14 protein-coding genes are annotated in these 24,782 nt (G+C 40.3%); 2 read left to right on the top strand and 12 right to left on the bottom strand.

The window, feature by feature from the left end; all coding sequences use genetic code 11:
- Positions 1-213 precede the first annotated feature (213 nt).
- Positions 214-969: a VOC family protein gene (locus IFO66_RS24220; RefSeq protein WP_192024938.1), complete on the bottom strand. Its 756-nt coding sequence runs from the start codon at positions 967-969 to the stop codon at positions 214-216.
- 49 nt (positions 970-1,018) lie between these two features.
- On the bottom strand, positions 1,019-1,756 hold the full coding sequence (locus tag IFO66_RS09565; RefSeq protein WP_192024937.1) for a MerR family transcriptional regulator: 738 nt from the start codon (positions 1,754-1,756) through the stop codon (positions 1,019-1,021).
- A gap of 285 nt (positions 1,757-2,041) precedes the next feature.
- Here IFO66_RS09565 and IFO66_RS23995 point away from each other — a divergent pair, with 285 nt between their 5' ends.
- Entirely contained in the window at positions 2,042-4,399 is a 2,358-nt protein-coding gene (locus IFO66_RS23995) for a S8 family serine peptidase (RefSeq protein ID WP_192024936.1), read from the top strand.
- A gap of 92 nt (positions 4,400-4,491) precedes the next feature.
- On the opposite strand, the gene IFO66_RS09555 is transcribed toward IFO66_RS23995, so the two are convergent.
- The 10 genes from IFO66_RS09555 to IFO66_RS09510 form a co-directional block, all read right to left on the bottom strand.
- Entirely contained in the window at positions 4,492-5,190 is a 699-nt protein-coding gene (locus IFO66_RS09555; protein WP_192024935.1) for a thioesterase II family protein, read from the bottom strand.
- 31 nt (positions 5,191-5,221) lie between these two features.
- The gene (locus IFO66_RS09550) at positions 5,222-6,988 is read right to left on the bottom strand and encodes an ABC transporter ATP-binding protein (RefSeq protein WP_192024934.1); all 1,767 of its coding nucleotides are present in this window, start codon (positions 6,986-6,988) and stop codon (positions 5,222-5,224) included.
- 99 nt (positions 6,989-7,087) lie between these two features.
- Positions 7,088-10,621: an amino acid adenylation domain-containing protein gene (locus IFO66_RS09545; protein WP_192024933.1), complete on the bottom strand. Its 3,534-nt coding sequence runs from the start codon at positions 10,619-10,621 to the stop codon at positions 7,088-7,090.
- Positions 10,622-10,689: 68 nt separating this feature from the next.
- Positions 10,690-11,748: a glycosyltransferase family 2 protein gene (locus tag IFO66_RS09540; RefSeq protein WP_225445642.1), complete on the bottom strand. Its 1,059-nt coding sequence runs from the start codon at positions 11,746-11,748 to the stop codon at positions 10,690-10,692.
- A 195-nt stretch (positions 11,749-11,943) separates the two neighbouring features.
- Positions 11,944-13,398, bottom strand: coding sequence for a condensation domain-containing protein (locus IFO66_RS09535; RefSeq protein WP_192024932.1), 1,455 nt, complete (start codon positions 13,396-13,398; stop codon positions 11,944-11,946).
- A gap of 149 nt (positions 13,399-13,547) precedes the next feature.
- Entirely contained in the window at positions 13,548-19,085 is a 5,538-nt protein-coding gene (locus IFO66_RS09530) for a type I polyketide synthase (protein WP_192024931.1), read from the bottom strand.
- Between the two features lie 32 nt (positions 19,086-19,117).
- Positions 19,118-20,602 (bottom strand): phytoene desaturase family protein, encoded by a 1,485-nt coding sequence (locus tag IFO66_RS09525; protein WP_192024930.1) that lies wholly within the window; start codon positions 20,600-20,602, stop codon positions 19,118-19,120.
- A gap of 455 nt (positions 20,603-21,057) precedes the next feature.
- Positions 21,058-21,705, bottom strand: coding sequence for a response regulator (locus IFO66_RS09520; protein ID WP_192024929.1), 648 nt, complete (start codon positions 21,703-21,705; stop codon positions 21,058-21,060).
- Positions 21,706-21,708: 3 nt separating this feature from the next.
- The gene (locus IFO66_RS09515) at positions 21,709-22,530 is read right to left on the bottom strand and encodes a sensor histidine kinase (RefSeq protein ID WP_192024928.1); all 822 of its coding nucleotides are present in this window, start codon (positions 22,528-22,530) and stop codon (positions 21,709-21,711) included.
- A 303-nt stretch (positions 22,531-22,833) separates the two neighbouring features.
- A complete protein-coding gene (locus tag IFO66_RS09510) occupies positions 22,834-24,216 on the bottom strand; it encodes a TraB/GumN family protein (protein ID WP_192024927.1) in 1,383 nt (460 codons plus the stop codon).
- Between the two features lie 353 nt (positions 24,217-24,569).
- Between IFO66_RS09510 and IFO66_RS09505 the strand changes: the two genes are divergently transcribed.
- A partial coding sequence (locus IFO66_RS09505) for a transposase (protein ID WP_192024926.1) occupies positions 24,570-24,782 on the top strand: 213 nt, incomplete at its 3' end.

The raw sequence follows: 24,782 nt of genomic DNA, 5'->3' as shown, positions 1-24,782 counted from the left end.
GAAAAATCTTTCGAGGCATCTGGAGAGCAATACGAGCCGTTGGACGCATGATTCGAGGCATCTTTAGATTTTTCGCTGATCTCTTCGACTAAATAGTTGTGTGTTCAGCACTAGTACAGTTATTTAAAAATCTAGTTATCGTACATACGAAATTGGGGCGCTTTGCCCCTTAAAGATTCTATATTAACTTCTTGCACGGTTTTAATTATTTTCTTATTCTATAAATATAAGCGGCAAGCCTTCAGCATCGATCAAATCAACTCTCCTACCAGCTTGAAAATAATGTACGCCAGTCGTCAACCTAGCCCCGAGAGACATTGCTTTTTTTGCGGTTGCATCCAAATCTACCACGGTGAAGCCAACACTCCAATGAGACATTCCTGTTTCAGAAGCGACTTGCTTCATTCCACCGAACCTCTTTTCACCATAGCTACATACACGCATCAACGAACTATCTTCTATCCGTTCCACAGTCCAATCAAACAACTCGCTATAAAAAGCAGTCGAACGTTCAATATCCGTCGTCTCCAATTCAAACCAACATGGAGCACCTTCACAGGATGCATCGACATTCATACCTTTAAATTGTTTAGATTCCCATATCGAAATAACAGCACCCATATTATCCTGTACAACAGCCATGCGGCCAAAGTCAGCCATATCAAACGACGGAATGAGAATCGATCCCCCTGCTTTTGCTACCTTAGCGGCGGAACGATCAACGTTGTCGACAGCTATGTATACACTGATATGTGGTTTCGTGCCTGGTGGAAATATGGGAGAATTCACATCCGTGAAGCCGCCCAGCTTCCCAGTATTGGCATAAATCGTCGTGTACATCCGGTTAGGCCACGGTTCTTCTTTATAGTGCCAATCCAATACTTCTTGATAAAAAACTTGAGCAGTAGCTATATCCGCCACCTTCAAATCTAGCCAACAAATTTCATGTGCATTACGATAATGGTCCACTTCATTCTGCCCCCCTTACTTCTTCTACTCTATCGCGCGGCATCAATATTTAAACAGGAGTCATGCAATCCTCAACAAACTGAATAACCTCGGGTCGAATCGGTACTAAGCCTGATCCTGGATCTGACGAAGCTGGGTCTTTCCTTACATCCCAAAACTTTTCCATCAGTTCCTTATCCCCTACAAAGGTCACCATAGAAAGTCGCTCAATCTCCCGTGCAATCTGAGCCCCCTCCTCCGAATGCGGGTCGATCCCCTCATGTAAGCAGCGTTCTATACGGACGACAACGTTAATCCACTGCTGCGTAATCTCGTCGTTGCTTTCCAATTTAGGAAGACGGGTTGAAAGTAATCTTAGTTCGTCTTCATCAAAATAAGATTGCCAAGATTTTGTGTCTTTTTTCTGCGGCCCCTTTACCAGCGGCAGCAAAGTATCCCAGCGAAGTCCCCCCTCCATCTCATAGAGGTTCAACAGTGCGGTTGTATGCTCCAAACCTTCTTGCAGTTGAGCAACTTGAGCACGCAAATGTTTCTGATGCGCCTCAAGAATTTGTTTAATCGACAGCTCATCTAGCAAGTTCTGAATATCGTTCAGCGGTAATGATAGTGATTTCAACAGCGTAATTTTCTCCAGCCTAAGCAAATCCTCTTCCGAGTAAAGACGTTTGCCTCCGGTCTGTTTACTTTCTGGACTGAACAGCTTAATCGAATCGTAATAACGGAGCGTGCGAACAGATATGCCGAGCTTGGATGATACCTGTCCTGTCGTCAAATGAACGGTTGTCATGATGTGATCCTCCTGATGGAAAATAGGTTTCAATAAGGCCTAAACACAAACAGCTCACTAAAATCTTAATTTGGAAGTATATTGATATTTTACATCAAATAACAATTCGGAGAAAGGGTTGAAATCACAAGACATCACTCTATGACATGTTTCTTACATTTAAGCATAAAAACGATTGGAAAAATTTAATATATTAATAATTAATTTTCCGTAGTTTATCCCTTCGTAAAAGGAGCTATAGTATAGCTAGCGAAAACAGCAAACATAGTTGGAGGCTATACAGACATGCAGAAATTAACACACAGCAAAAAAATTCTAGTAAGTTCAGCGCTAGCCTTTTCCATGACTGTAACGAGTCTATTTGGCATGAATGCGGTACAAGCCGCACCTAGTGGCTTTAGCGAACATCATATATCAACAGGTTCTACTCAATTGTCCAAGCAGTATACAGGCAAAGGAATTAAGGTTGCCGTGATTGATTCGGGTATCAATATGGAGCACCCTCTATTTAAAGGCAATATTAAAAAGGGATACGACTATATCGAGCGTGATTCCATTCCTCAAGATGGCGATGGACATGGCTCACATGTCGCAGGCATTATTATGCAGCAAGCACCAGATGCTGAACTGTACATTTATCGCGTATTTGCAGGCGTGAATGGTCAGAAGAACTATTCTAATTCTGTCGTAGATGCCATTAAACGAGCAGTTGAGGACAAAGTCCAAGTCATTAATCTATCCTTAAATGCTGATATAGATGCTCCTAGTGAACCAATTGCTCGTGCGATTGCAGAAGCTGTACAGCAAGGGGTTGTCGTTGTAAAGTCGGCAGGAAATTCCGGTGAAGCTTGGTCGATTACTTCCCCTGGTTATGGTGCAGAGCCCATTGTCGTGGGAGCAACTTCACAAGCCCACACAGATGCTGCTCTTGTTAGTGGTACGACTAACGTGCAATTGCATCCCTTATATGGTGCAAAGAAGCTGCCTACAACAGGATCTGCCTCCTTCGTATACGCTGGACATGTAGCTCCTGCGAAGCTAAAAGACGCCAAATTTCGTGGTAAGTATGTCGTGATTGAAGCAAGGGAAGATTCGGATTATTTCGTAGAAGAATGGTACGAAGCAGCTCAAGAATCTGGCCTGAAAGGGGTTATATTTGCTGTTTCCTCCATGGATGGAGATGGATCTTCAATGTACGTCAATGTAGATAAAGATCCTTCGCGTATGATTCCAGGCGCTATTATTTCGATGGAAGATGCCAGGAAGTTGAAGAAGCTGGCGTCCAAACCTTGGTCTTGGGGCAGCGTAAACGTAGCAGAACGATTAGGTAGTCTAAGCTCAGGTGGGCCAGCAGTAGGCACTTGGCTGCTTAAGCCCGACCTTGTAGCACCTGGAATGCATATTTACAGTGCACTAGGCGAAGAAGACGGATATGTGATGAATAGCGGCACAAGTATGGCTGCGCCACAAGTAACGGCTGCCGCTGCGCTGCTGCTGGAAGCTCATCCAAATTGGACCCCTGAGATGGTCAAGTCCGCGTTGATGCAGCATGCCAATCAGCTCGTTAATGAGAAAGGCATCCCTTATAAACGCACAGAACAAGGTGCGGGCAGCTTGAATGTAGAAGCAGCATTGCAGACCAGCACGTTCGCTTTACCAGCGAGCTTGTCTTTTGGACATATTGCACCTGGATATAAAGGGAACAACCCTGTACTGTCTCAAATACTTGAACTTAAAAATACGTCGGACAAGCCGGTTACTTATCAGCTGAAAGCAAACCTTGAAGTTGGAAAAGGTCAATTGGAAATTCCACAACAGATCACGGTTCAACCGAATCAAACGGTCAAAATTCCAGTAAAATGGACTGTGGACTTGAAGCAGAAGGCAGGAGTATGGTCAGGTTCAATTTCGATCAAAGGCGATAAAGAGGTGCTAAGCGTTCCTTTCGTACTTGTCAATCAAGTAAAAAGCTATCCGCTCGTAAAAGGAGAACACATTGATAATACGTTGTATTCACCTAAAGGAGACAGCAGTAAAAAGTCTTCGACGATTCATTATTATGTGACCGTCCCTTCGCAGCGTGTGCTAGTAACGGCAACACGTGAAGATGAGCAGCCTAAATCTTTGGCAGGAAAAACGTACGTATTGTTGAATCAAGCGAAACACGCGAAAGGTTTGACGCAGTTCAAATTTACAGGTAAAGATGTAAACGGAACAACGCTTCCAGATGGACGCTACAATATAAAAGTGAAAAGCTTTGCGGAAAACCGTCAGACGGTAACAGAAGGTATCACCTTCTTTGTTGATTCGAAGGCTCCTGTTGTCGTGAAGATCAACAACCAGAAAGCTGCCAAAGGACAACTCTTTGGTACAATCGAAGACCAGCTTACCGAACTTAACGGGTTGATAGTTACAAAAGAGTTGGAACGCCACCTTATCTTCGATCCCAAGCTTGTAACGATGCAGTGGCGAGTCAAGGATGGTCAGAAGTGGAACTATGTGAATGTCAACGTAGATGAGAAACGTTTTTTTGCCGATTTGCGATCAGCCAAGTTAGCTCTTGGTAAGCACAACATTATTTTGCGGGTGAAAGATGTATTCGGCAATCAAGCAGAACAGACGATACAAATAACTATTAAATAGAGAAAGATTAGATCAAAAAAACAAGGGAAGTAATAACATCTGCCTTCCCTTGTCTTTTGGTTTATAGCATGATAAGTTTTAACACATTTGTATTACATGGAAAGAATATGATTCAGTTTATATGCCACCTCGTCCGCTTGATTGCTCAAGAACATGTGTCCAGCATCAAAATAGGTAAAACTCACGTTATCGGCCCAGTTGGTCCAGCCAGTTACTGCTTCCGGCGTTGCACGCTCATCTTGCAATCCTACAAAAACATGTACCGGAGCATGGAGTGGCGTGTCGTCTGGACAAACATGCTCTTCCACAGCTCTAAAATCGGCACGTATAATAGGCAGGAAGTAATTAACGAACTCTTCATGCTGAATCAACTCTTCCGTAATGCCACCAAGTGAGACAAGATGACGAAGAAATAAATTCCGTTCTAGGTGAGATATTTTCTGAACCTTAATATCAGGTGGATACATGCTTGAGATAATAACTGTTTTTGGATATTTCCCTTCAGATTGAAGCTGTTGGCCCATTCTATGTACAATTTTCCCACCCATACTATACCCAAAAAGCGCAAACTCATCAGTAAAATAATGGTGATATTGATTTAAATAATAACGAACGAGTTCCTCTAAATCGTCTGTTAACATCTCTTCATTGCTGCCATGCCCTGGAGGGTCCATACTAATGATATCCCAGTTCGGCAATAGTTGATTCCTTAATGCTTGGAATGCCGTTGCACCACCTCCTGCATAGGGAAGACAAATCAACTTTGAAGTTACGCTTACTCTGCTACTCATGTTATAACAACCACCTATTTATTTGAGAGTATCATAATACAGTTCTTTCATATTCAACAGGCAACTCATTCTTTAATTGCTTCTCGTACAGAGAGTAGTATCTTCCTTGAAGAGCAAGCAATTCTTCATGATTTCCTCTCTCAACTATGCAACCTGATTCCATAACTAATATTTGGTCTGCATTTTGTATTGTTGATAACCTATGAGCAATAACTATTGTTGTTTTGTCAGACATTAGTTTAGCAATCGCATCCTGAACTAACCATTCAGATTCATTATCTAGTGCTGCTGTTGCTTCATCCAATAACAATATGGGAGCATTTCTAATAATAGCCCGAGCTATAGAAATACGTTGGCGCTGTCCCCCTGAAAGCCGTGAGCCTCGTTCACCAATCTGAGTGTCGAACCCTTCTGAAAGTTGAATAATAAACTCATAGGCATTTGCTTGCTTTGCTGCTGCAATAATATCATCGTCTGTGGCGCTGTTGTTACCGTATGCTATATTTTCACGGATGGTTCCTGTAAATAGCTGTGTTTCTTGAGGAACTAATGCAAAATAATCTCTTAATTCTCGTAAACTCATCTCATTAATATCCACATCATTAATTTGAATATTACCTTTCGTAGGCTGGTAAAAACCAAGCAGCAGTTTAAATAATGTTGATTTCCCTCCACCACTTGCCCCAACTACTGCAATTAATTGACCCGAATGAGCAGTGAATGTGACTTCATTCAAAATATTCCTTTCTTTCACTTCTGGATAAGAAAAAGAAATATTTGAACATCTTAAATATTTAAAAGAGGATGGAGACCTTCCTTCCGAAGGCACCTGGGCCTTTTCAGTCGGCTCACTCAACACATCAAAAACACGTTGAGCCCCACCTAAAGCTTGCTGCATCCCCGCCCATAATGCGGGCAATCCCATGAACGGAGTAACTAGATAGTTCATCAATTGCACAAATGCTATCATTTCCCCAATTCCCACCGAACCCGTAGCTATCAAATAACTTCCCATGAAAACAGAAAGTAAAAACGTTAAGTTTCCAATTATAAAGGAAGAGGAAGCTGTTGCACCAAAAATGATACCTTGTGATCGCTCCAAACTAACAATCTCATTACTTTTTTCTCTATACTTCTCAAAAAGCTTTTTCTCCAGACCAAATGTTTTGATCACCATACTGGAATTACATATATCTTGTAAGAACTGAACACTGCTACCTACTTTATGTTGCAATCGATCACTTGTATTTCTCATTAATTTTCCGAATACTTTACCACTCACCAGCATTAGTGACCCTAAAGTTATGCAAATTAAAGCTAATTGCCAATGAATGGTAAGTAAATAAATAAATGCTGCAAGTGAGAGCAGAGGGTTTTTTATTAAACCCATAATTGTAGTTCCACATGCTTCTCCGACAGAATTAATATCATTTGTAAAGCGTGCAAGAATATCTCCGGTATGATGCTTGTCATAATATGACTGGGGTAATCTCAGTATGTGGTGAGACAGTTCCATACGCAAATCATTCCTTACATTTAAAGAGACTTTAGCCTTAACATAAGTATCCAAATAAGAGTTAATCCCAATAATCAATAGTAAACCCAATCCCGCATAAATAAAAAATGTCCAGTTTGCATTATTTATATCTACAGCAAAATTAATTGCAACAGAGAGAATCCATGCAATAGACAAGTCAGAAACAATCCCGATGATCGTAGTAATAAGTAGAACAACATACATTTTCCAATACTTCATCATCCTGGTTATCAATTGTCTAAATGTGCTATTGTTATCCATCTCACACCTACTTATAAATTATTAAAATAATCCCAGTGTGCTAGCTACTTCACGCAAAAATTACTCATTAAGTAGTTAAAGTTGCGTATCGGACATCTTTTAAAATGGACGGGACGACATCGAAAGTGAGGATAGGTCATTCATAACAACATATTCGGCCATTTCTTCTATTACACTGAAGGACAGAATATCCATTACACTAATCGTTAGTCCCAAGTAAGTTAGTTTATCTGCCAATTTAATTGCTTTAATAGAATCCCCTCCGATATCGAAAAAGTCATCTTTCATACTGATTTTGCTGATCTGAAGCACTTCTTGCATCGTTTCAATGAGTATTTTTTCCTTTTGATTACGATACATTACAAATTGAACTTGCGTTTGAACCATCTGTGTAGGCTCAGGTAATTGACTAATGTTAACTTTTCCGTTCACCGTTAAGGGTATCTTATCCATCCGTTCTATATAATTAGGAATCATATAGCTTGGTAAATATATAGAAAGGTACTGTTTAATATCTTGTGTATTTATCTCGTTGTCAGCTGTAAAATAAGCACAAAGCACAGCTCCTCCTTTAACATCCTCCTTACTAGCAACAACCGCTTCTTTTATCCCTTCCATGCTGAGAAGTCGCTCTTCTATTTCACCCATTTCTATTCGAAATCCTCGGATCTTCACTTGAGTGTCGGCTCTTCCTAAATATTCAATCTGACCATCAGCTCGATATTTGGCCAGATCTCCCGTCCTGTACATTCGGGCGCCAGGTAGATAGGGATTAGATATAAACCTTTGTTCCGTCAATTGTTCCTGATTCAAATAACCTCTAGCCACACCATCTCCAGCTATATAAAGTTCTCCTACTGTTCCAATAGGGACGATCTCAAGCGATTGATCCAAGATGTATATCTGCACATTATCAGCTGGAACTCCTATGGGAACAGATACTTCTTTGTCCAAATCTACGTTGAATAGATATATCATACACCCTACCACTGTTTCCGTAGGTCCGTATTCGTTATACAGATGAACATGTGAACCGAAATGCTTAACAATACTAGCAGCAAGACTGCATTTTAAGTCTTCTCCTCCCACAATAAATGTCTGTACAGATGAAGACGTAATATTTATATCTTTTAATAATGATAGATGGGAAGGCGTTAGCTTAATGACGGTTGCCCTATTGTCTCTAACGACTTTGAACAGTGCAAATTCCGCCCCCTCTTCACGATAAATATCGATCTGAGCTCCACAGATTAATGGGGTAAAGATTGATGTTACGGTCAGGTCGAAAGATATCGAAGAATATAAAGCAAACACCTCATGATCATGTTTAACATACTGTTGTTTAGCCCACCAAATATAGTTGACCAAACCACGATGTTCGATCATGACCCCTTTAGGGAGGCCTGTTGAACCAGATGTATAAATCATATATACAAGATCGTTTGGAGAAATAGTAAGCTCAAGATTCGCTGATTCACCCGTATATAAATCAGCATTTGTCAACAAAACATATTTCCCACTGAACGCGTAATCATTTTCTGCTATATTTGCATCGTTCGTTAATATAATTTGAACTGCAGAGTCAGCCACCATATAATTTATTCTTTCAACGGGATACGAGGCATCAATTGGCACATATGCCGCTCCCGCTTTAATAATTGCTAATATGCCGATTACCATCTCTAAAGAGTGAGATGCCATAATTCCTACTTTTGTTCCTATTGCAACGCCTTTATGTTGAAGCTTTCGAGCTACTTGATTGGCTCTTTCATTTAACTGACTATACGTTAATACCGTTTCTTCAAATCGTAGAGCTACTTGATGCGGTGTTTTGAGTACTTGTTCTTCAAACAAAATTCCGATATGATCGTCTGAGGGATAAACTGTGGTCGTGTTGTTAAATGTATGGTCCGTAGTATCTTTAAAGTAGTGTGTATTTTTTTGTGAATTTTCCTCTATCTGTTTGTCCGAGCAATCTGAAGCAAGGAAATCATCACCAAATATATTTATTTTATATAGAGAATACCCCCACTTGGTCATTCTCTTTAAACAGTCAAGCCTAAAATATCGACCTCTTCCTTCACAATGTATCGCTTCTTCCCCACCTTGCCCAGTTGATGTGCTATATATATTCTCCCAATCTACATTGTTCATAGAAACTTGCAACTGATATGCAACTGCATGGGCAGCCTCCCAATGTAGGACAACTTTATTAATATCGTATATGGCCCCTAAATCGATGCAAATCCACTGTGGTTCCTCAAACTTACTGGACCATCTTGACATTTCTGTACCATCTACAACATTGTGAGGCTGAAAATGTTCATCTACGTTGTTTTCCTCCCATGACGAAGCTGACACGCGTTTAAATAACGCCAAATCTTCAGATGGCTGCAACGAACTCGTCGTTAATAACAACTCAATCCCAGGGACGGAAATATTACCAAAAGCATCTATTGCTTTTACTACTACCTTATACGAAACTTCTGGCTCTAAATTGACTATTCTATATTTCGATTCTTTGCTGTGGTATTGCTCGCTATTAACTGTAATCTCATAGGAGACAATATACTCTGATAGAGCTGGCGGCTGCCAACTAATAAGTATACTGTGGCTATTTAAATCTAGAACTTCAATCTGTTTAGGATTTTCTGCAGCGTTTCTGTATACAGAACGAAGCTCTAATTGTTGTTCATCTATCCATTCATCTTTTAACAACAATAACGTTAATTTTTCATATTCATATAACTGAATGCAGAGTTCTTCCACATCATCAAATAAAACAACCGTCTTTCCACTTCTTAATTCGAGCTCTTTCTCAGTGAGTAAGTTTCTAATATTTTCTGCCAAATCAGAACAATGAAGCACAAGCTCGCATAGTGAATGCTTAACATTATTCTTTGATAAATACTTTGAAAATACATACCTTGAACCACAAATAATAGTAAAGGCTTGTCGAAGATGAAATACCGTTCGCTTAACCTCCGCAACAGACTTCAAGTTTAGGCTGCGAATATATTCAATACATTTTACATACAGCACATAATCGTCGTTGAGTTCTTCAATTAAGCGTTTAGCCTGATTCATAAATTTATGTTTTATTTCGCTCGTAACTGTAACGTGCTTAAAATCTAAAGCAAACATTTCGTAACTCATTTTCCCGATAACATCCAATATATACTCTGATTCAAACCATTTATCTTTAAAATTTGCAACATCAGTCAGTTTAAATGATTTCGTATTCTCACAATACTCCTCAATCATAACGATATGTACATCATCAGGACCCATCGTTTGCAGATCAGAAAAATATTTTGGTCTCACAGGAAGAAATATAATGTTACCATTCTCCACATTGGTTCTTAAAAAATTTGCAGCTTCTTGATGGCTACTTATTGGTTGTTCGATTAACTTAATTCCTATATCCATTAAATCTTCTTTAGTAAAACTGTCAACATTATACAACCAATATCCTTTATTCAATACCATCGTTTCATTGTATACTTTAGCCGTGTTCTCGTAACAATTGTAGAACAAATCATCAATTTCATATCCATGTTTAAGCAGTTGGTATGCAACTTCGCTTTTAAAGCAATCTAAAAAATACTTTTTAAAAAATAACATATAATTCATTACACTTCCCCCTTAAGCTTAGTGCATAAAAAGCGTATCTAAGGAAATAGCCACCTTTAATTTTGGCGCTAATTCAAGAATAATTGGATATTGTCTAATTTCAATTTGTTCGGCCTCAGCAATTTTAACATTAAAAATAGTGTATTTAGTCTAAATTCATAACGTAACGACAAATAACAATAACGAAGAGCTTTTGATAGTTTCAACTTATGAAGGATGCTTAGAGTTAAATATTTTTGGGAGATAGCACTGTCAATGTTTTTAAGACAGGTAGCCTTGTCAGAAAGGTTATTTGACTGTAAAACCCGCTTACGTACTCCTAGACGAAATTCATTTGAATTAATGCATGTAACAGTAAGTTTTTCGAGTAAGTCAGCATTATTGAATATTTCTTCTGCACTAAGACTACTTCTATCACAAAAGAAATATAGACTATCCGGTGATTGATTGTAGATAAAATGAGGCTTGCTGATTAGAGCAATCTTAGCATGCTCAAAGTACCGAACGATATATTCTGAGTCTTCTCCATAAAATAAATTCTCATTTAAGAGACCAACTTCAGTCAGCTTATTTTTTTTTACTACCATTGTATTAATATGATAGAACCAATCATCATCATTTAGAAAATGTTCGAATAGGCCATCATTTAACAATATCGCATCATCATATGTGTCAAACAATTTCATTTTATTTTTTAGATTTAGTTGGATTTCTTCCCTTTCAAAGTCGTTTCTAATGTCTCCCCCTCGTCTCTCAACCCACAATGAAAAACAAACATCTACTCCGGTGTTATTTATAATATGTAAACTATCACTTAAATGGTAATCGAACCATTCATCGTCGGAATCCAAAAAAGCGATTACATCCCCTTGTGCTTGCAATATACCGGTATTTCTCGCGCCAGAAGGACCTTTACTTCTATTATTTTTGATATACCTAATTCTTGAATCAGTAGAGGAGAATTGCGCAACTAGCTCTTTGGTATTATCGGTGCTATTATCGTCCACTATTATTAATTCCCAGTTCTTATATGTTTGAGCTAATACCGATGCGATAGCCTTAGCAAGTAATTCCTTCCTATTATAGGTCGGTATAATAATACTAATTAAAGATGAATCATTCATCATTCGCTCAACCTCCAAAGCTTATTCGAGACAGGCTTTAAAACAATAAGACGTTAGCACTAGGGAGTTATAAACACTGAATGATTTAACCAAGCGGGACTTTCAGCACTTCTTTAGAAATCAATAGGTGCATAGGTGGTTAATCAAATTTCAATCCTATACCTATCCCACATTTCAATTTTTAGTGCATTGATATCGCTATTCTGTCGTGAAAGTAATTGAACCTAATGCTAGATAAGGATCATCTGCGAATACTTGGAGTAACCTTCCATAATGGCTTGCTAAAACCGTTATTGTATCCTCCTCAAATAAATCTGTACTATATTCAAATGTACAGAAGATACAATTATCCTCCCTAAGTCGAACCTCCAAGTTTAAGTCAAATTTTGAAGTTCCATGGTCGACAATTTCATAACTGAATGTTAAGCCATCAAGCTGAACTACTGGCAACGATTTGGTCATATTAAATACCACTTGAAATAACGGACTGTAGCCTATATTTCTCTTTGGTCGCACTGCTTCAACTAACATCTCGAAAGGTATATCCTGATTAGCAAATGCTGCTGTTGTCAGATTTTTAACTTGTTGTACAAAATCTTTGAAGCTAATTGCTTCATTTATATGGCAGCGAAGAGGCAATGTATTTACAAATGCACCTATAACACCATGAATATCCGTCAAATTTCGTCCCGAAATTGGAAATCCAACAATCACATCCTCTTGTTTTGAATAACGATACAAGAGAGCTTGAAAAGCAGCCATTAAAGTCACAAATAGAGTTGTACTTTGCGACATGCTCCATGATGAGAGAGTATCATAAAGTTTGCTTGGCAATTCAATCGTCACTTGTTTGCCCTCTGACGATCGGCGTGTAGGTCTTGTTCGATCCGTTGGTATTTCTAGTAATGGCAGCGAACCACTCATCTGGCTCTTCCAATAGGATAGTTGGTCCGCAAGCAAATTATTTTGTAGTCGGTTCTGTTCCCATTCCGCATAGTCTACAGGATGAACAGAGACTGGAGGTAGCACGGGAGTTAAACCTTTAACGTATGACTCGTATAAAGAAGAAACTTCAGTTAATAGTAATCCCACGGACCATCCGTCAAATATGATATGATGCACAGCGATCAGCCATAAATACTCTTCTTTTTGAAGCTTAATCAGGGTTGAACGCAATAATGGAAACTCTGCAAGACTGAAAGGACGTCTAAATTGTTCGCGAGTTAGTTGTTCCACTTTTTGATCACGTTCGGACTGTTCCATACCAACAAAGTCGTAATGTGTCCATGGAAGCTTCGCAGAATTGTGTACTTGCTGAGCGGGCTCTCCTTTAATTAATTGGAAAGAAGATCGCAGCGATTCATGTCGTTTCATGATTTCATTTAATACTTGTTCCAAAATATCCGAATCAAGCACACCCTGAATACGCAAAGATATTGGTATAATGTAAGCGGGATTCCCTGGTTGTATCCGATCGAGGCACCACATACGATACTGTGTAAACGATAACCGATACGTATCACTAGTACGGGGAATAGATATAATATCTCCCCCTTCTTTCTCTTCTTTTAATTGTTGTAGTTTTTTCATGAGCAGCATTCTCTGCTCAGGCGGCAGAGCTTCCATCTGTTTCAACAATAATTTATCTGTCATTACTTCATCAGTCCCTTTCATCACTTGCTAAAAATTGACGCCGCCCAAACTACACGTTCAGCACGGCGCCAAAATTATCATGATTGATCATTGTACATATTTCCTATTTTCATGTTGACCAAACCATATGACAGACGTTTACGCAATGACTATTTATTGTCTGTAGCTGCTGCCTCACTCAAGAGCTTCTCAAGCTCTTGAGGTGATAAATTCTCGAATTTAGTAAACAACTCAGAAGCTTCAATAGACAAATCCTCATCAAACACTAACTTATCCATAATTAAGGAAGATAGCTTAGCAATCGTTGGGTCTCGCATTAAGTCAACAACTAATATATTCATTTCAAATGAACGATCCAAACGTCCTTTCAGTTCAAGTGCCAACATAGAGTCCAATCCTAGGGAAGTAAGAGAATGTTCTGGTGTAAGGTCAATACGATTAACCAGTAGTACTTGAGCTACAACACCCTGCACATGAGATTGCACAAGGGCAGCCCGTTCCTCATGATCTGTTGATTGTTTCAAAACAGATAAAATGTCCGCTTCCTCACCTAACGAACTACTGTTTTCCGGGCGCTCACGGACCGCAGCCAGCACATCATCAAACATCATTGGGTATTCACCAAGCGGATAGTTGTTCTGAGCGCACACTTCCCAAATGATTGGAGTCACCATAACTTGAGGTCGGTTATAGCCCAGTACATTATCTAATGCTTCAAGTCCTCTTATTGTAGCAATCGGATAGTTGCCGCGCTTAACGAAGAATTCTATTAAGTCAAGCTGAGTCGCCATTCCGACTTCACCCCATGGTCCCCAGTTAATGCTTAATGCAGGCAAGCCCAGAGCAAATCGATAACGTGCCAATCCATCTAGAAATTCATTTGCAGCTGAATAACTAGCTTGGCCCGGCGAAACAACGAGAGAAGCAACAGAAGAATATAGAACAAAGAAATCTAATTCTTGCGCCAGGAATTGACGATGCAAATTCCATGCTCCCTGTACTTTGGGTTCCAAGATTTCAGATAATTGTTCCCCTGTCATCGTAAGTAGCATTTGCGGCTTCGATGTACCTGCTGAATGAATAATACCTCGTATCTCTGGCCAGCCCTGCTGACGATAATCTTCCACATATCTCTTAAGAGCAGTTGCATTAGACACATCAAATCCCGCCACATGAATACTTGCTCCTAAAGCCTCTAACTCCTTAATTGCTGCGCATCTGCTTGCAACGCTGCTGCCTGATTCCAGTTGATTCCACTCCGAGCGAGGCGGCAAACTAGCTCGCCCGACCAAAATCAGATGTCTTGCGCCACGGGAAATAAGATGTTTCGCTGTCAAAAGACCTAGCGCTCCAAATCCTCCCGTAATCATATACGCAGCATCAGGTCTCATTTGTGTCTTTAAGGGTAGGTTAACATTATGGCATTCTTGCAATCTAGCCACATATCTCGTGCTATCTCTGAAGGCAACTTGGTCCTCCTTTGAAGAGTAAGACCATTCATACATTAAATGTTCCACTGCCTGTTCAATACCTACAGCAGGGTCTAGATCAATAATTCCTCCCCATATATCACGGTGTTCCTGGTGCCCTATAACTCTTGCTATCCCCCACAACGATGTCTGTCCGATTTTGGAAATTTGTTCAGCTCGAACAGCTTGAGCACCGTTAGTTACAATATGCAAAGTAGGCACCTTGCTCCAATTACGCTTGGCTATTGACTGAACTATATGCATCACGCTTTTACTTCCTAATCGTTCAGCTTCGAGAAGATGCTCTAGTTCAGTCTCTTCAGTACGGACAATATCCAATCCAAACATATGAACGATACGTTTTAATTCAAGCGACTTCTCTGCGGTTAGCACCTGAAGTTCATCTAAAAGACGATTCATATCCTCGATAGAATCAAGATTAATTGAGTATATTTCACCACGGAGCACTTCCTCGTACTTATGTCCAGTACGAACTTGCACCACACGATTTCCTTGATTTATTAATTTATCCGCCAAGACATTTCCAATGCCATTATTATCAGAAAGAAGCAACCATAGACCCAAAGAATCAACAATCGGCACCGATACTGTCTCGATTTCTTGTTCCGTCCACTTCAATTCTGAATAAATTATTGGCGCTCCGCCTATTACACTGCTTGCGTCTTCATTTAATGACTTTGCCCGACAGTTATAAATGAAAAACAACACATGGCCTGCCTCATCCATTAAATATATATCGCCTTTCATTTCAGAACTGTTTTTTTCTCTAATAACGGTGTAAACCCATAGTTCTGAAATATTAATGCGATTGTAAGAAATAGAGTTTTCAGCACCAGTAGGCATATATACCGTTTCTTTATCATCGAATGGAAGTGCAGCCGCCAACGTCTGGAACATCAGATCAAATAATGCAGGATGAATTTGATACTGATTTGATTCCGCTGTAACGGATTCTGGCAACTCCAGTCTCGCCAACGCTTCACCTTCCCCTTGCCAGAGATGTCCAATACCTTGGAATGTAGGGCCGTATTCTAATCCCAATTTCCGGAATCTTGTGTAGCACTCCTCTTTCGTAATACTCTTATGCACTCGTTGTCGTAATTCATCCAGACTAAGCTTTGGCTCCTTGTGAAGATTGTTTATGCGTAAAGTACCACTACAAAGAAGTGGCCACTCCTGGTTACCTTTACTATTAGAAGCATCTACGATTGAGAAGTTCCCATTTTCTTGATCGATTTCAATTTGTAGCTTGGCATTTTTCTGTTCATTCAAGAATAGCGCTTTATGGAACTCTCCTCCAATTTCAATGGAAATATCATCAATTCGTTCTCCATACATGTCAGCAATCGCCTCATTGATGACCTCAATATAGCCTGCGCCAGGGAATATAACAGCCTGCTGAATACGATGATCTTCTAGATAAGGAAGCTTAGATAAGCTTACTTCTGACTCCCATGTCAATCGTTGAGTCTTCAATCTCGTTCCGAGCAATGGTCGCAAAGCCTCTCCTGTACGATCTAATCTAGATTCTTCTGTTTCATTCCAGTATCGTTCACGCTGCCAACAGTATAATGGGAGCTTAATATAGTTTCCATTTCCATTAACGATAGCCCATTCTAAATCTATACCGTTCGTAAAAAGCAATCCCGTAGCATTCATCATAATACTCAATTCATCCTGACCGCGTCTCAATGAAGGCGTGACAACACCTTGCTTTCCACACACTGTCAAGCATTCTTGAATAGAATTGGCCAATACAGGGTGCGGGCCGATTTCGACAAATAGGCCATATCCATCCTCAATAATGGATTGAGTTGCAGCAGCAAAATATACAGGGTTCCTAACATTCAACCACCAATACTCCGCATTCATTTCTGCTCCATCGATATGTTTGCCCGTAACTGTTGAGTAAAGAGGTATCGTTGTAGATGATAACTTAAGATCACTCAATACATCCAACAATTCCGCTTTTAGCGGATCCATATAATGACTATGATAAGGCACCTTCACGAATAAGTATTTGCAGAATACTCCATTTTCCTCAAGTGGAGCGATAACTTCTTCCAACGCTAATGGATCACCTACAAGTGTAACTGAAGTAGGACTATTAACTGCAGCAATAGATACCCGATCTTCATAACCATTTAAATACGCCTTGATTTCTTGCTCTGATAGACTCACGGCAACTAACTTGCCTTGCCCTGTGGTCATCTGTTGGAGACGACTACGGTGATAAATGACCCTTATTGCTTCCTCAATCGTCATTGCGCCAGCAGCATAAGCAGCAGCCGCTTCACCTGCACTATGTCCAACGATAGCATCCGGCACAATTCCGCGAGCTCTCCACAATTCTGTTAAAGCAACTTGTATAAAGAAATTTGCAGGCTGAGCCACTTCTGTTTCTGACATACGTGAGTTTTTCTCTTCCTTAAGCATTTCCTGCAATAGTGACCAGCCTGCAATTCTAGTAAATAGTTCGTCACATCGATGAAGAACTTCTCGAAATACGGGTTCCTCTTTATATAATTGCTGCCCCATTCCCCACCATTGCGGTCCCATTCCTGTATACACAAATACGGACGGTGGCCGCTTAGTTTGCATATTACCAGTAACAACTCCTGACAGTGACTCACCTTCAAGGAATGCTTCTAGCTTCTCAGTCAACTCTTCCTTAGAATGGGCGACAATTGCTAGACGATATTGATGGTGTGTTCTACGCGAGCTTGCAGTATAAGCAATATCTTGCAGTGAATGATGTAACCATGTTTCTCCACGAAGTTGATCCAACCAAGTACGGGCGGAGGCTTCTAAAGCATTTGTGCTTCGTGCTGTTATTGGAATCATCTTCATATTATCTACTTCCATACTTGTCTCTTTACTAGTACTCGGTGCATTTTGTATGACTATATGAGCATTTGTCCCTCCAAAACCAAACGAGTTTATCCCAGCAAGACGAGTCCCGTTAACAGATCTCCACTCTGTTAATGTCTGTGGTACCTTAATCTTTAATTGTTCGAAATTGATGCCTGGATTAGGGTTTATCAAGTGCAAATGCTTCGGAATCTGAGCATTTTGAATAGAAAGGGCTGCTTTAATCAATCCAGCAATTCCTGCTGCAGCTTCAGTGTGTCCAAAGTTGGTCTTTACCGAACCGATATAGCAGAATTCGCCGTCTCTTCGTCCTTCAGATAGTACGGTTCCAAGTGCGTTAGCCTCAATCGGATCTCCTACTGGTGTACCTGTTCCGTGTGCTTCAACATACTGTATTTCGCTGGGCAGCACGCCTGCATTCGCATATGCCTCCCGCATTAATGTCTGCTGCGCTTCTCCACGTGGTACTGTAAGACCAGCACTATGCCCATCTTGATTGACAGCCGTTCCTCGAATTAAGGCATAGATCGAATCACCATCTGCTAGAGCTTGAGAATAAGGCTTAAGAAGGACAATACCTGCCCCTTCCCCACGTACATAACCGTTTGCACGTGAGTCAAATGCTTTAGATCTTCCATCAGGAGACAACATGCCTGCTTTAGATTCTGCGATTGTAATATCAGGCTTAAGCATTAAATTGACTCCCCCGGCTACAGCCACGGTTGATTCACCGCTCCAAATGCTCTGACAAGCAAGATGAACGGCAACCAAGGAAGATGAACAAGCTGTATCTACTGCGAGGGAAGGTCCTTGAAAATCAAATACATAAGATAAACGATTAGCGAGCAGCGTCATCATTGCCCCTACTGCTGTATGAGAATCAATGATTTCACGGTTTCTCTCTTGGAATTGTAAATATTTATAGTCCATTGTAAAACCACCGATAAACACACCTGTACGATTACGATTGTCTTCCAAAATCAAACCCGCGTCCTCAAAAGCCTCCCAGCATACTTCCATTAATAATCTCTGTTGAGGGTCAATGAACGAGGCCTCTCGTGGAGAAACACCGAAGAAAGAGGCATCGAATTGATCCATTCGTTCCAAAAATCCACCACAACGAGTATAGGTCTTACCTGGTTTACTACGTTCTGGATCATAATATTTATCCAATGACCAACGATCAGAGGGCACTTCCGTAATCGCATCTACTTCATTTTTCAATAGATTCCAAAATGTATCGGGATCTGTAATACCTCCTGGAAAACGGCACCCAATACCTATGATAGCGATGGGTTCACGCAATAAAGTATCTTTATCATTCATTTGTGCTCCTCCATTTTGCTTTATAGAATCATTTATTGTAGCTGCCCGTGCTTGGAAATATCCTCTTGTTTTATAATGACGTCTGCAACCTGTCTTCCACCATTCATCGTCCCAAATACACCATTACCATACTTTGTCCAATGACCTACCGTATGTAAGCCCGAAATCAACGATCGCGACAATGACTCGATTCTTTTTTGTTGGTCCATAGACTTCTTCCATCCATATATGGCCCCCTTGCTATTGCTGGTGTATCGCTCAATCGTACTAGGTGTAGCCAGCTCCATAAAAGTAATGCGCTCTTTTAATCCAGGTAAAGAAGCTTCAATATGTTCTAAGAAACGTTCCTGAATGAATTCCTTACCTTTTTCTCTACGAATGTTCTCAACATAATCAGCATCACAAGGAGCCATTATGGATACAATCGAAAATCCTGGTGGTGCAAGTGATGTATCAGCAAAAGAAGGGCAAGAAAGAATCATCCATGGTTTTGTACGTGTATCTAGGGGATCAAAATAATTTCGTTTGGAGTCGTTGTTGTAGTCTGAGAAAATGAAAATTTCGTGTGCTAGCTGTTGTTCCCATCCATCATTTTGAATACTCATGAAGAGAACAACTGATGAGTTAGAAGGAATAAGACTGTCTAGTTCCTTGTCCAAATTTGGTGGAAGATGCTCTGAAGTAATCATCGAAAGATAAGTTCTGGTCATGTCTGCATTGGATATAATCGTGGGTGCCATGTACGTATTTCCTTTATGGTCTAATACACCCTCTACCTTACCATCTTGAACTAAAATACTGTGGACTTGTCGACGTAGCATAACTTTACCGCCATCACGTTCCAGCGCATACTTGAGTGAATTGGCCAACGTTTGTGAGCTACCCTTCAGGTAGAACCCTCCACCGCTATAAGACATCATCGTTCCCATATAGTATGGTGCAGATATCTCACTTGGCATAGCACCGATATAAGGAAACAGCGATGATAGCAAAAATTCTACCTTTTGACTAATAAAGCGATCTGACAAGTAATCCTGAATCGACATGCTTTGAAGGGCAATTATTCTTCCTTGTGTTCTCTTTCCAGGTATGGTATCAGATAGCACTGCATTGCCAATCTCTTTGAATTCCTGAATTGTCTCATATATCGCCTCTTCATCTGATGGAAAAGCGCGCATCAAGACATCTGCCAGCGCATCGGGATCTCCTGGCAAGTTGAATGTTTCTAATCCTATTTGATCTCGATATATAATAGGGTTATGGTGGATATGTAATTGATCTAGGACATTCAAATCCTTCAGAATAGAGTAAATAACTCCCTCGTCCTCTAATCCTCCAATTAAATGCACTGCTGCATCGAAGGTCAATTGTTTTCTTCTAAATGTGCTGGCACAACCACCAACAATATTATGCTTCTCAAGTAGAAGAATCTTTTTTCCTTGGTTCGCTAACATTGCCCCTGCAGTTAATCCACCAAGTCCAGCTCCTATTATAATGACATCATAATTTTCTGTCATAATCCCCCTCCTTTTTAAGAAACCAGGAAGCAAAGACTGTCATTCTTATCCCAATATATAGGACCTAATAATTATTTTTATTATTCCAACCTCCATCTATTAAAGTTTAGCAATAACTCCTTACTGTTTCTTTTACGGATAATAACTAATCTGAGAGCGGATCTAATGAAGTTTAGGAGGAAAATCGTAGAAGTAATAACGTATAATCGCTGAATATAACTTGATTCATATTATAAACATTTAAACTCATTTTACGGAAGTCATTTTTTAGCAGAAATTAATATAAAATCGACAATTCCTTGTCTAACTATAAACTTCAGGATCAAAAAACGACGCTCCCTATTTCCTACTTCATTCGTTATCCCCCCACCTTCACCCGTTTAATGCATAATTATGCAAGAAAAATACAAATAACAAAGGAACAGACACATCTCATTCCCATGTAAATAAAATCTCTATCCCTTTACCAACCAACTCTTTTCATAGGCATAACGCGCGAGCTGGACTCTATTTTCCAATTGAAGCTTCTGGAGAATATTTTTCAAATGATTCTTTACCGTATGCTCGGAAATATCAAGCTTGCTCGAAATCTCCTTATTGCTCATTCCCTTTGCAACCAATCCTAATATTTCTCGTTCTCGGCCAGTTAAACGATCAGATTGCCCCTCATCAGCTCCCATCGGGGAAAATTCTTTCAAAATACGAAAAGCCAGCTCACGCGTCATCGGTGCCTCATCAACGGCGATCGCTTTCAAATATTCATGCCATGCCTCTGGCTTTAAATTTTTTAATAAATAGCCTTGAGCACCCTTTTTAAGCGCATCGAATAAATGAGCAATATCATCCGACACCGTTACCATCACAACTTTGACATAAGGGAACTTCTCCTTCAATCGTCGAGTTGTTTCCAGACCATCTATGCCTGGCATTTGAATATCCATAAGAATCAAATCAGGCATCCACCGTTCACTGAGTGCTAACGCCTCTTCGCAGTTGCTTCCCTCCGCAACGATTTCAAAAGCAGGATCGCTCTCTAAAATCATACGAATTCCTGCCCTAGCCAGTTCACTGTCATCCACAATGAGTACCCGGAACTTTGACATCCACTACCCCTCCTTTACAATCGCAACACAAGTCCCTCTATTTTTCCTATCGATTTGCAGCTGCCAAGACATATTAGTGGCTCGATCTTTCATCATTTTAAGACCATAGCGGTTAGAGCCAGCTGCTTTGTCTAGATCAAATCCCTTCCCATTATCCGTAATCTGACACATCCAGCCTCGTTTTGTTGACAACGCTTTCACTCGTACACTAGTAGCATTCGCATGTTTATAACTATTAATCAATGATTCTCGAACGATTGCTAGTAATTCTATTTTATCTTTCGCTGAGAGCTGAGAATCTTCTATATCCCAATTCGTTTCAATTTGTAGATCCGTTTCAAGGCTCAACTCATCTATCAAGCTTCCCATCCCCTGCAGCCAAGGATTTTCGTCTGCATCCGCAGCATGCCGTAAATTAGCTATGGCTTGTCTTACGTAGTCGTTGGTACGGTATACGCTTTCCTTCAATTGCTCTAAGGGGAGTCCCTCCGCTTGATTCATATGTTCCATACGCGTTACCTGAGCATGTAAGAAAAATAGGGATTGCGCAATGCCATCATGCAATTCTCGAGCAAGCTTTTCCCGCTCCTCCAGTACGACCTGCACTGCCTTAGCCCGACTCAATTCTTCTTGATGATGCTCAATCATTTTGAACAATTTCATTATAAACAACAGCGTTACTACTAGTACAAATACAGATGAAAGCCAGTTACCCAACTCCATAGAAATATAAGGAAGAAGAAATTCGTGCCTAACATACTCCCATAGACCAATCGTCAAGGTGGGAATAATTAAAATTAGCCATTTCATTTGCTTATAGGTCATCTCACTTCTCCTCTTCATAGGCCTACGGCTTACTACCGCACACAGCGCCTTCCATTAGCAGGCTGCATTCGCCTTGCCGTTTCCTTAATCTTATCCTATAACGTTTGATCAATCGACCGAAATTTATTAGTGATTCAGACAAGTTCCGGTTTGATTCCTTTCGCAGATTCCTCTCTTACGCTAAGCCGAGTCGTGTATCAAAAAATAGGCTTATCCAGCTGGAGTCGACACTGCAAAAAAGCAGCCCGTATTTCGAAGTCGTTATGACCCGATGCACGGACTGCTGTCGCTTGTTATATAAAATTATTGCAAGTACTGAACTGTGTATCCCTTTTCTTTCAACAGATCGACAACCATGCCTTTCGTGACATAGTGTGCCGCTCCTACGACGACGAAGGATGTGTTCTCTCCTTCTTTCTCCAGTAACTTGGCTAACTTGAGCGCCATATTTTTGTCCCGCTCACCAATTAAGCGTTTACTAGCTTCATCCTCAAATCCGACTTCTAGTAATTTCGCCAAGCCTTCTGCATCGCCCTCAATCCAATCAAGCTGCATCTTTTTCAAGTATTCTGCGCTTTCTTCCATTCCTTTTTCATTTAAAATGGAATCTAGCATGGTATTCAATTCTTTTTCCTGCTGTGCAGGAGGAACATTCGCGAATAGGTCGGCTTGCAGCTTTATTCCTTCCAACTCATGAATCGGCTTGCCTGTTAACATAGCCTTTGTAATAAAGTAATTGTCAATACCAGTTAGCATCGCCATTTGGTACGCTTCTGGATTTTGGGCATACCCTAAAGTCGACAGACTCGTGGAAATTGCAAAAGGTTTAAAACCGTCAAAAGCATTCCCCTGCAAGTCTAGCTTCGTCAGTGCTTTTTGCAGCTTTTCATACGTTTCTTTAGACACATGATCTTTTATGGTAGTTCCATCACTATACTGCATCTTTTCATTAAAATAGCTCATGTCTCCGTTCAGCATATCCAATTCAACCCACAGATTGTCTGAGGCATCAAATGCTTCACGAATGCTCTTCTGCATCGGATACATATCGGTAAGGCCAAGGTGAACAGAACCTAGCAGATACAATGTATTTTGTTTATTTGTTACTTTCCACATTAGACCTTCTGCGCCAGCTCCAGCCGCATCATAAGCAAATTCCACTAATCGGCTCGCCATTACAGCGGCATGCTCAACCGTACTAGGCTTGTCTAACTCTAAGCCTGCCTTCGTACCTTTCACGAGACCTTTATTCTGCATATAATCAATTGGTGCCATATCCGCAGTCATGTCGAATGCTTTCGGCAGCTCATAATTTGCTAGTAGCTTATGTAAGGAAGTAATAACCGTTTCTCTCGTAATAACTTTATCCGTTGGGAAAGACAAGGACGCTACTTTTTTGTTAAATCCAAGTTTATCTAGTTTCGTCTCTGTTCCTTCCATGAGCGTTTTAAACTTATCTGGTGTAATCGACTTTTGGAACGATCCATCATAATACCAATTAATTGGATATATCCCATACTTCTCACCTTCATTCAGCGTCTTTACAGACCATTCGCTAATTTGTGGTGCTGCAGGAGCAGTTGTTTCTGCATGAACGGGGAACACATTTCCTAGCAAGATGGAAAAGCTCAGCATACCTGCAGCTGTCCAACGCGTTAACTTGGACCAGCGTTTTTGTTCTGGCATCAATTTTTCTCCTCTCGAATCTAAGTTGTGGTAAATGTTTCATCAATATTATACTTTATCTATCCGACGTACATGTGTCAAAAATATAATGAACTTATTTATATTTGAAGAAACTGTGGAACAGCACAGCATCTGTGAAGCTGCATCTGTGAACTGCACTTCTTCTTCGCGAAATCCCACTTGCGTGCATAAGTCATATTGATATGGACAAAAATGCAGCTATTTTAAGTTCAAAACGCCATTTTCTAGTTGAGTCCGTATAATTGTGTAAAATGGTGAACAAAAAAAGAGCCATGAAATAGAGCCTCGTCTAGAATGAAGTTATGCAGACCCATTCAGAGGAGGTACTATTTATGACTCAATATCATATTACCTTAGATGAACCATTATTGCATCAATTGTTTATTGGTGAGTCACGGGATGCGGGAGTTGCTGCATTGCTTGAGACCGTTCTAAATCAGGTATTGAAAGCACAAGCCACGGATCAACTCCAAGCGGAACATTATGAACGCACGGAGGAACGGCAAGGATATCGAAATGGGACCTATCCGCATACGCTGACTACA

The organism is Paenibacillus arenosi (assembly GCF_014841135.1).
Classification (GTDB): Bacteria; Bacillota; Bacilli; order Paenibacillales; family Paenibacillaceae; genus Paenibacillus_B; species Paenibacillus_B arenosi.
Note: the sequence above shows the minus strand (reverse complement) of the source record. Positions and strands in the feature narration are given on the sequence as shown.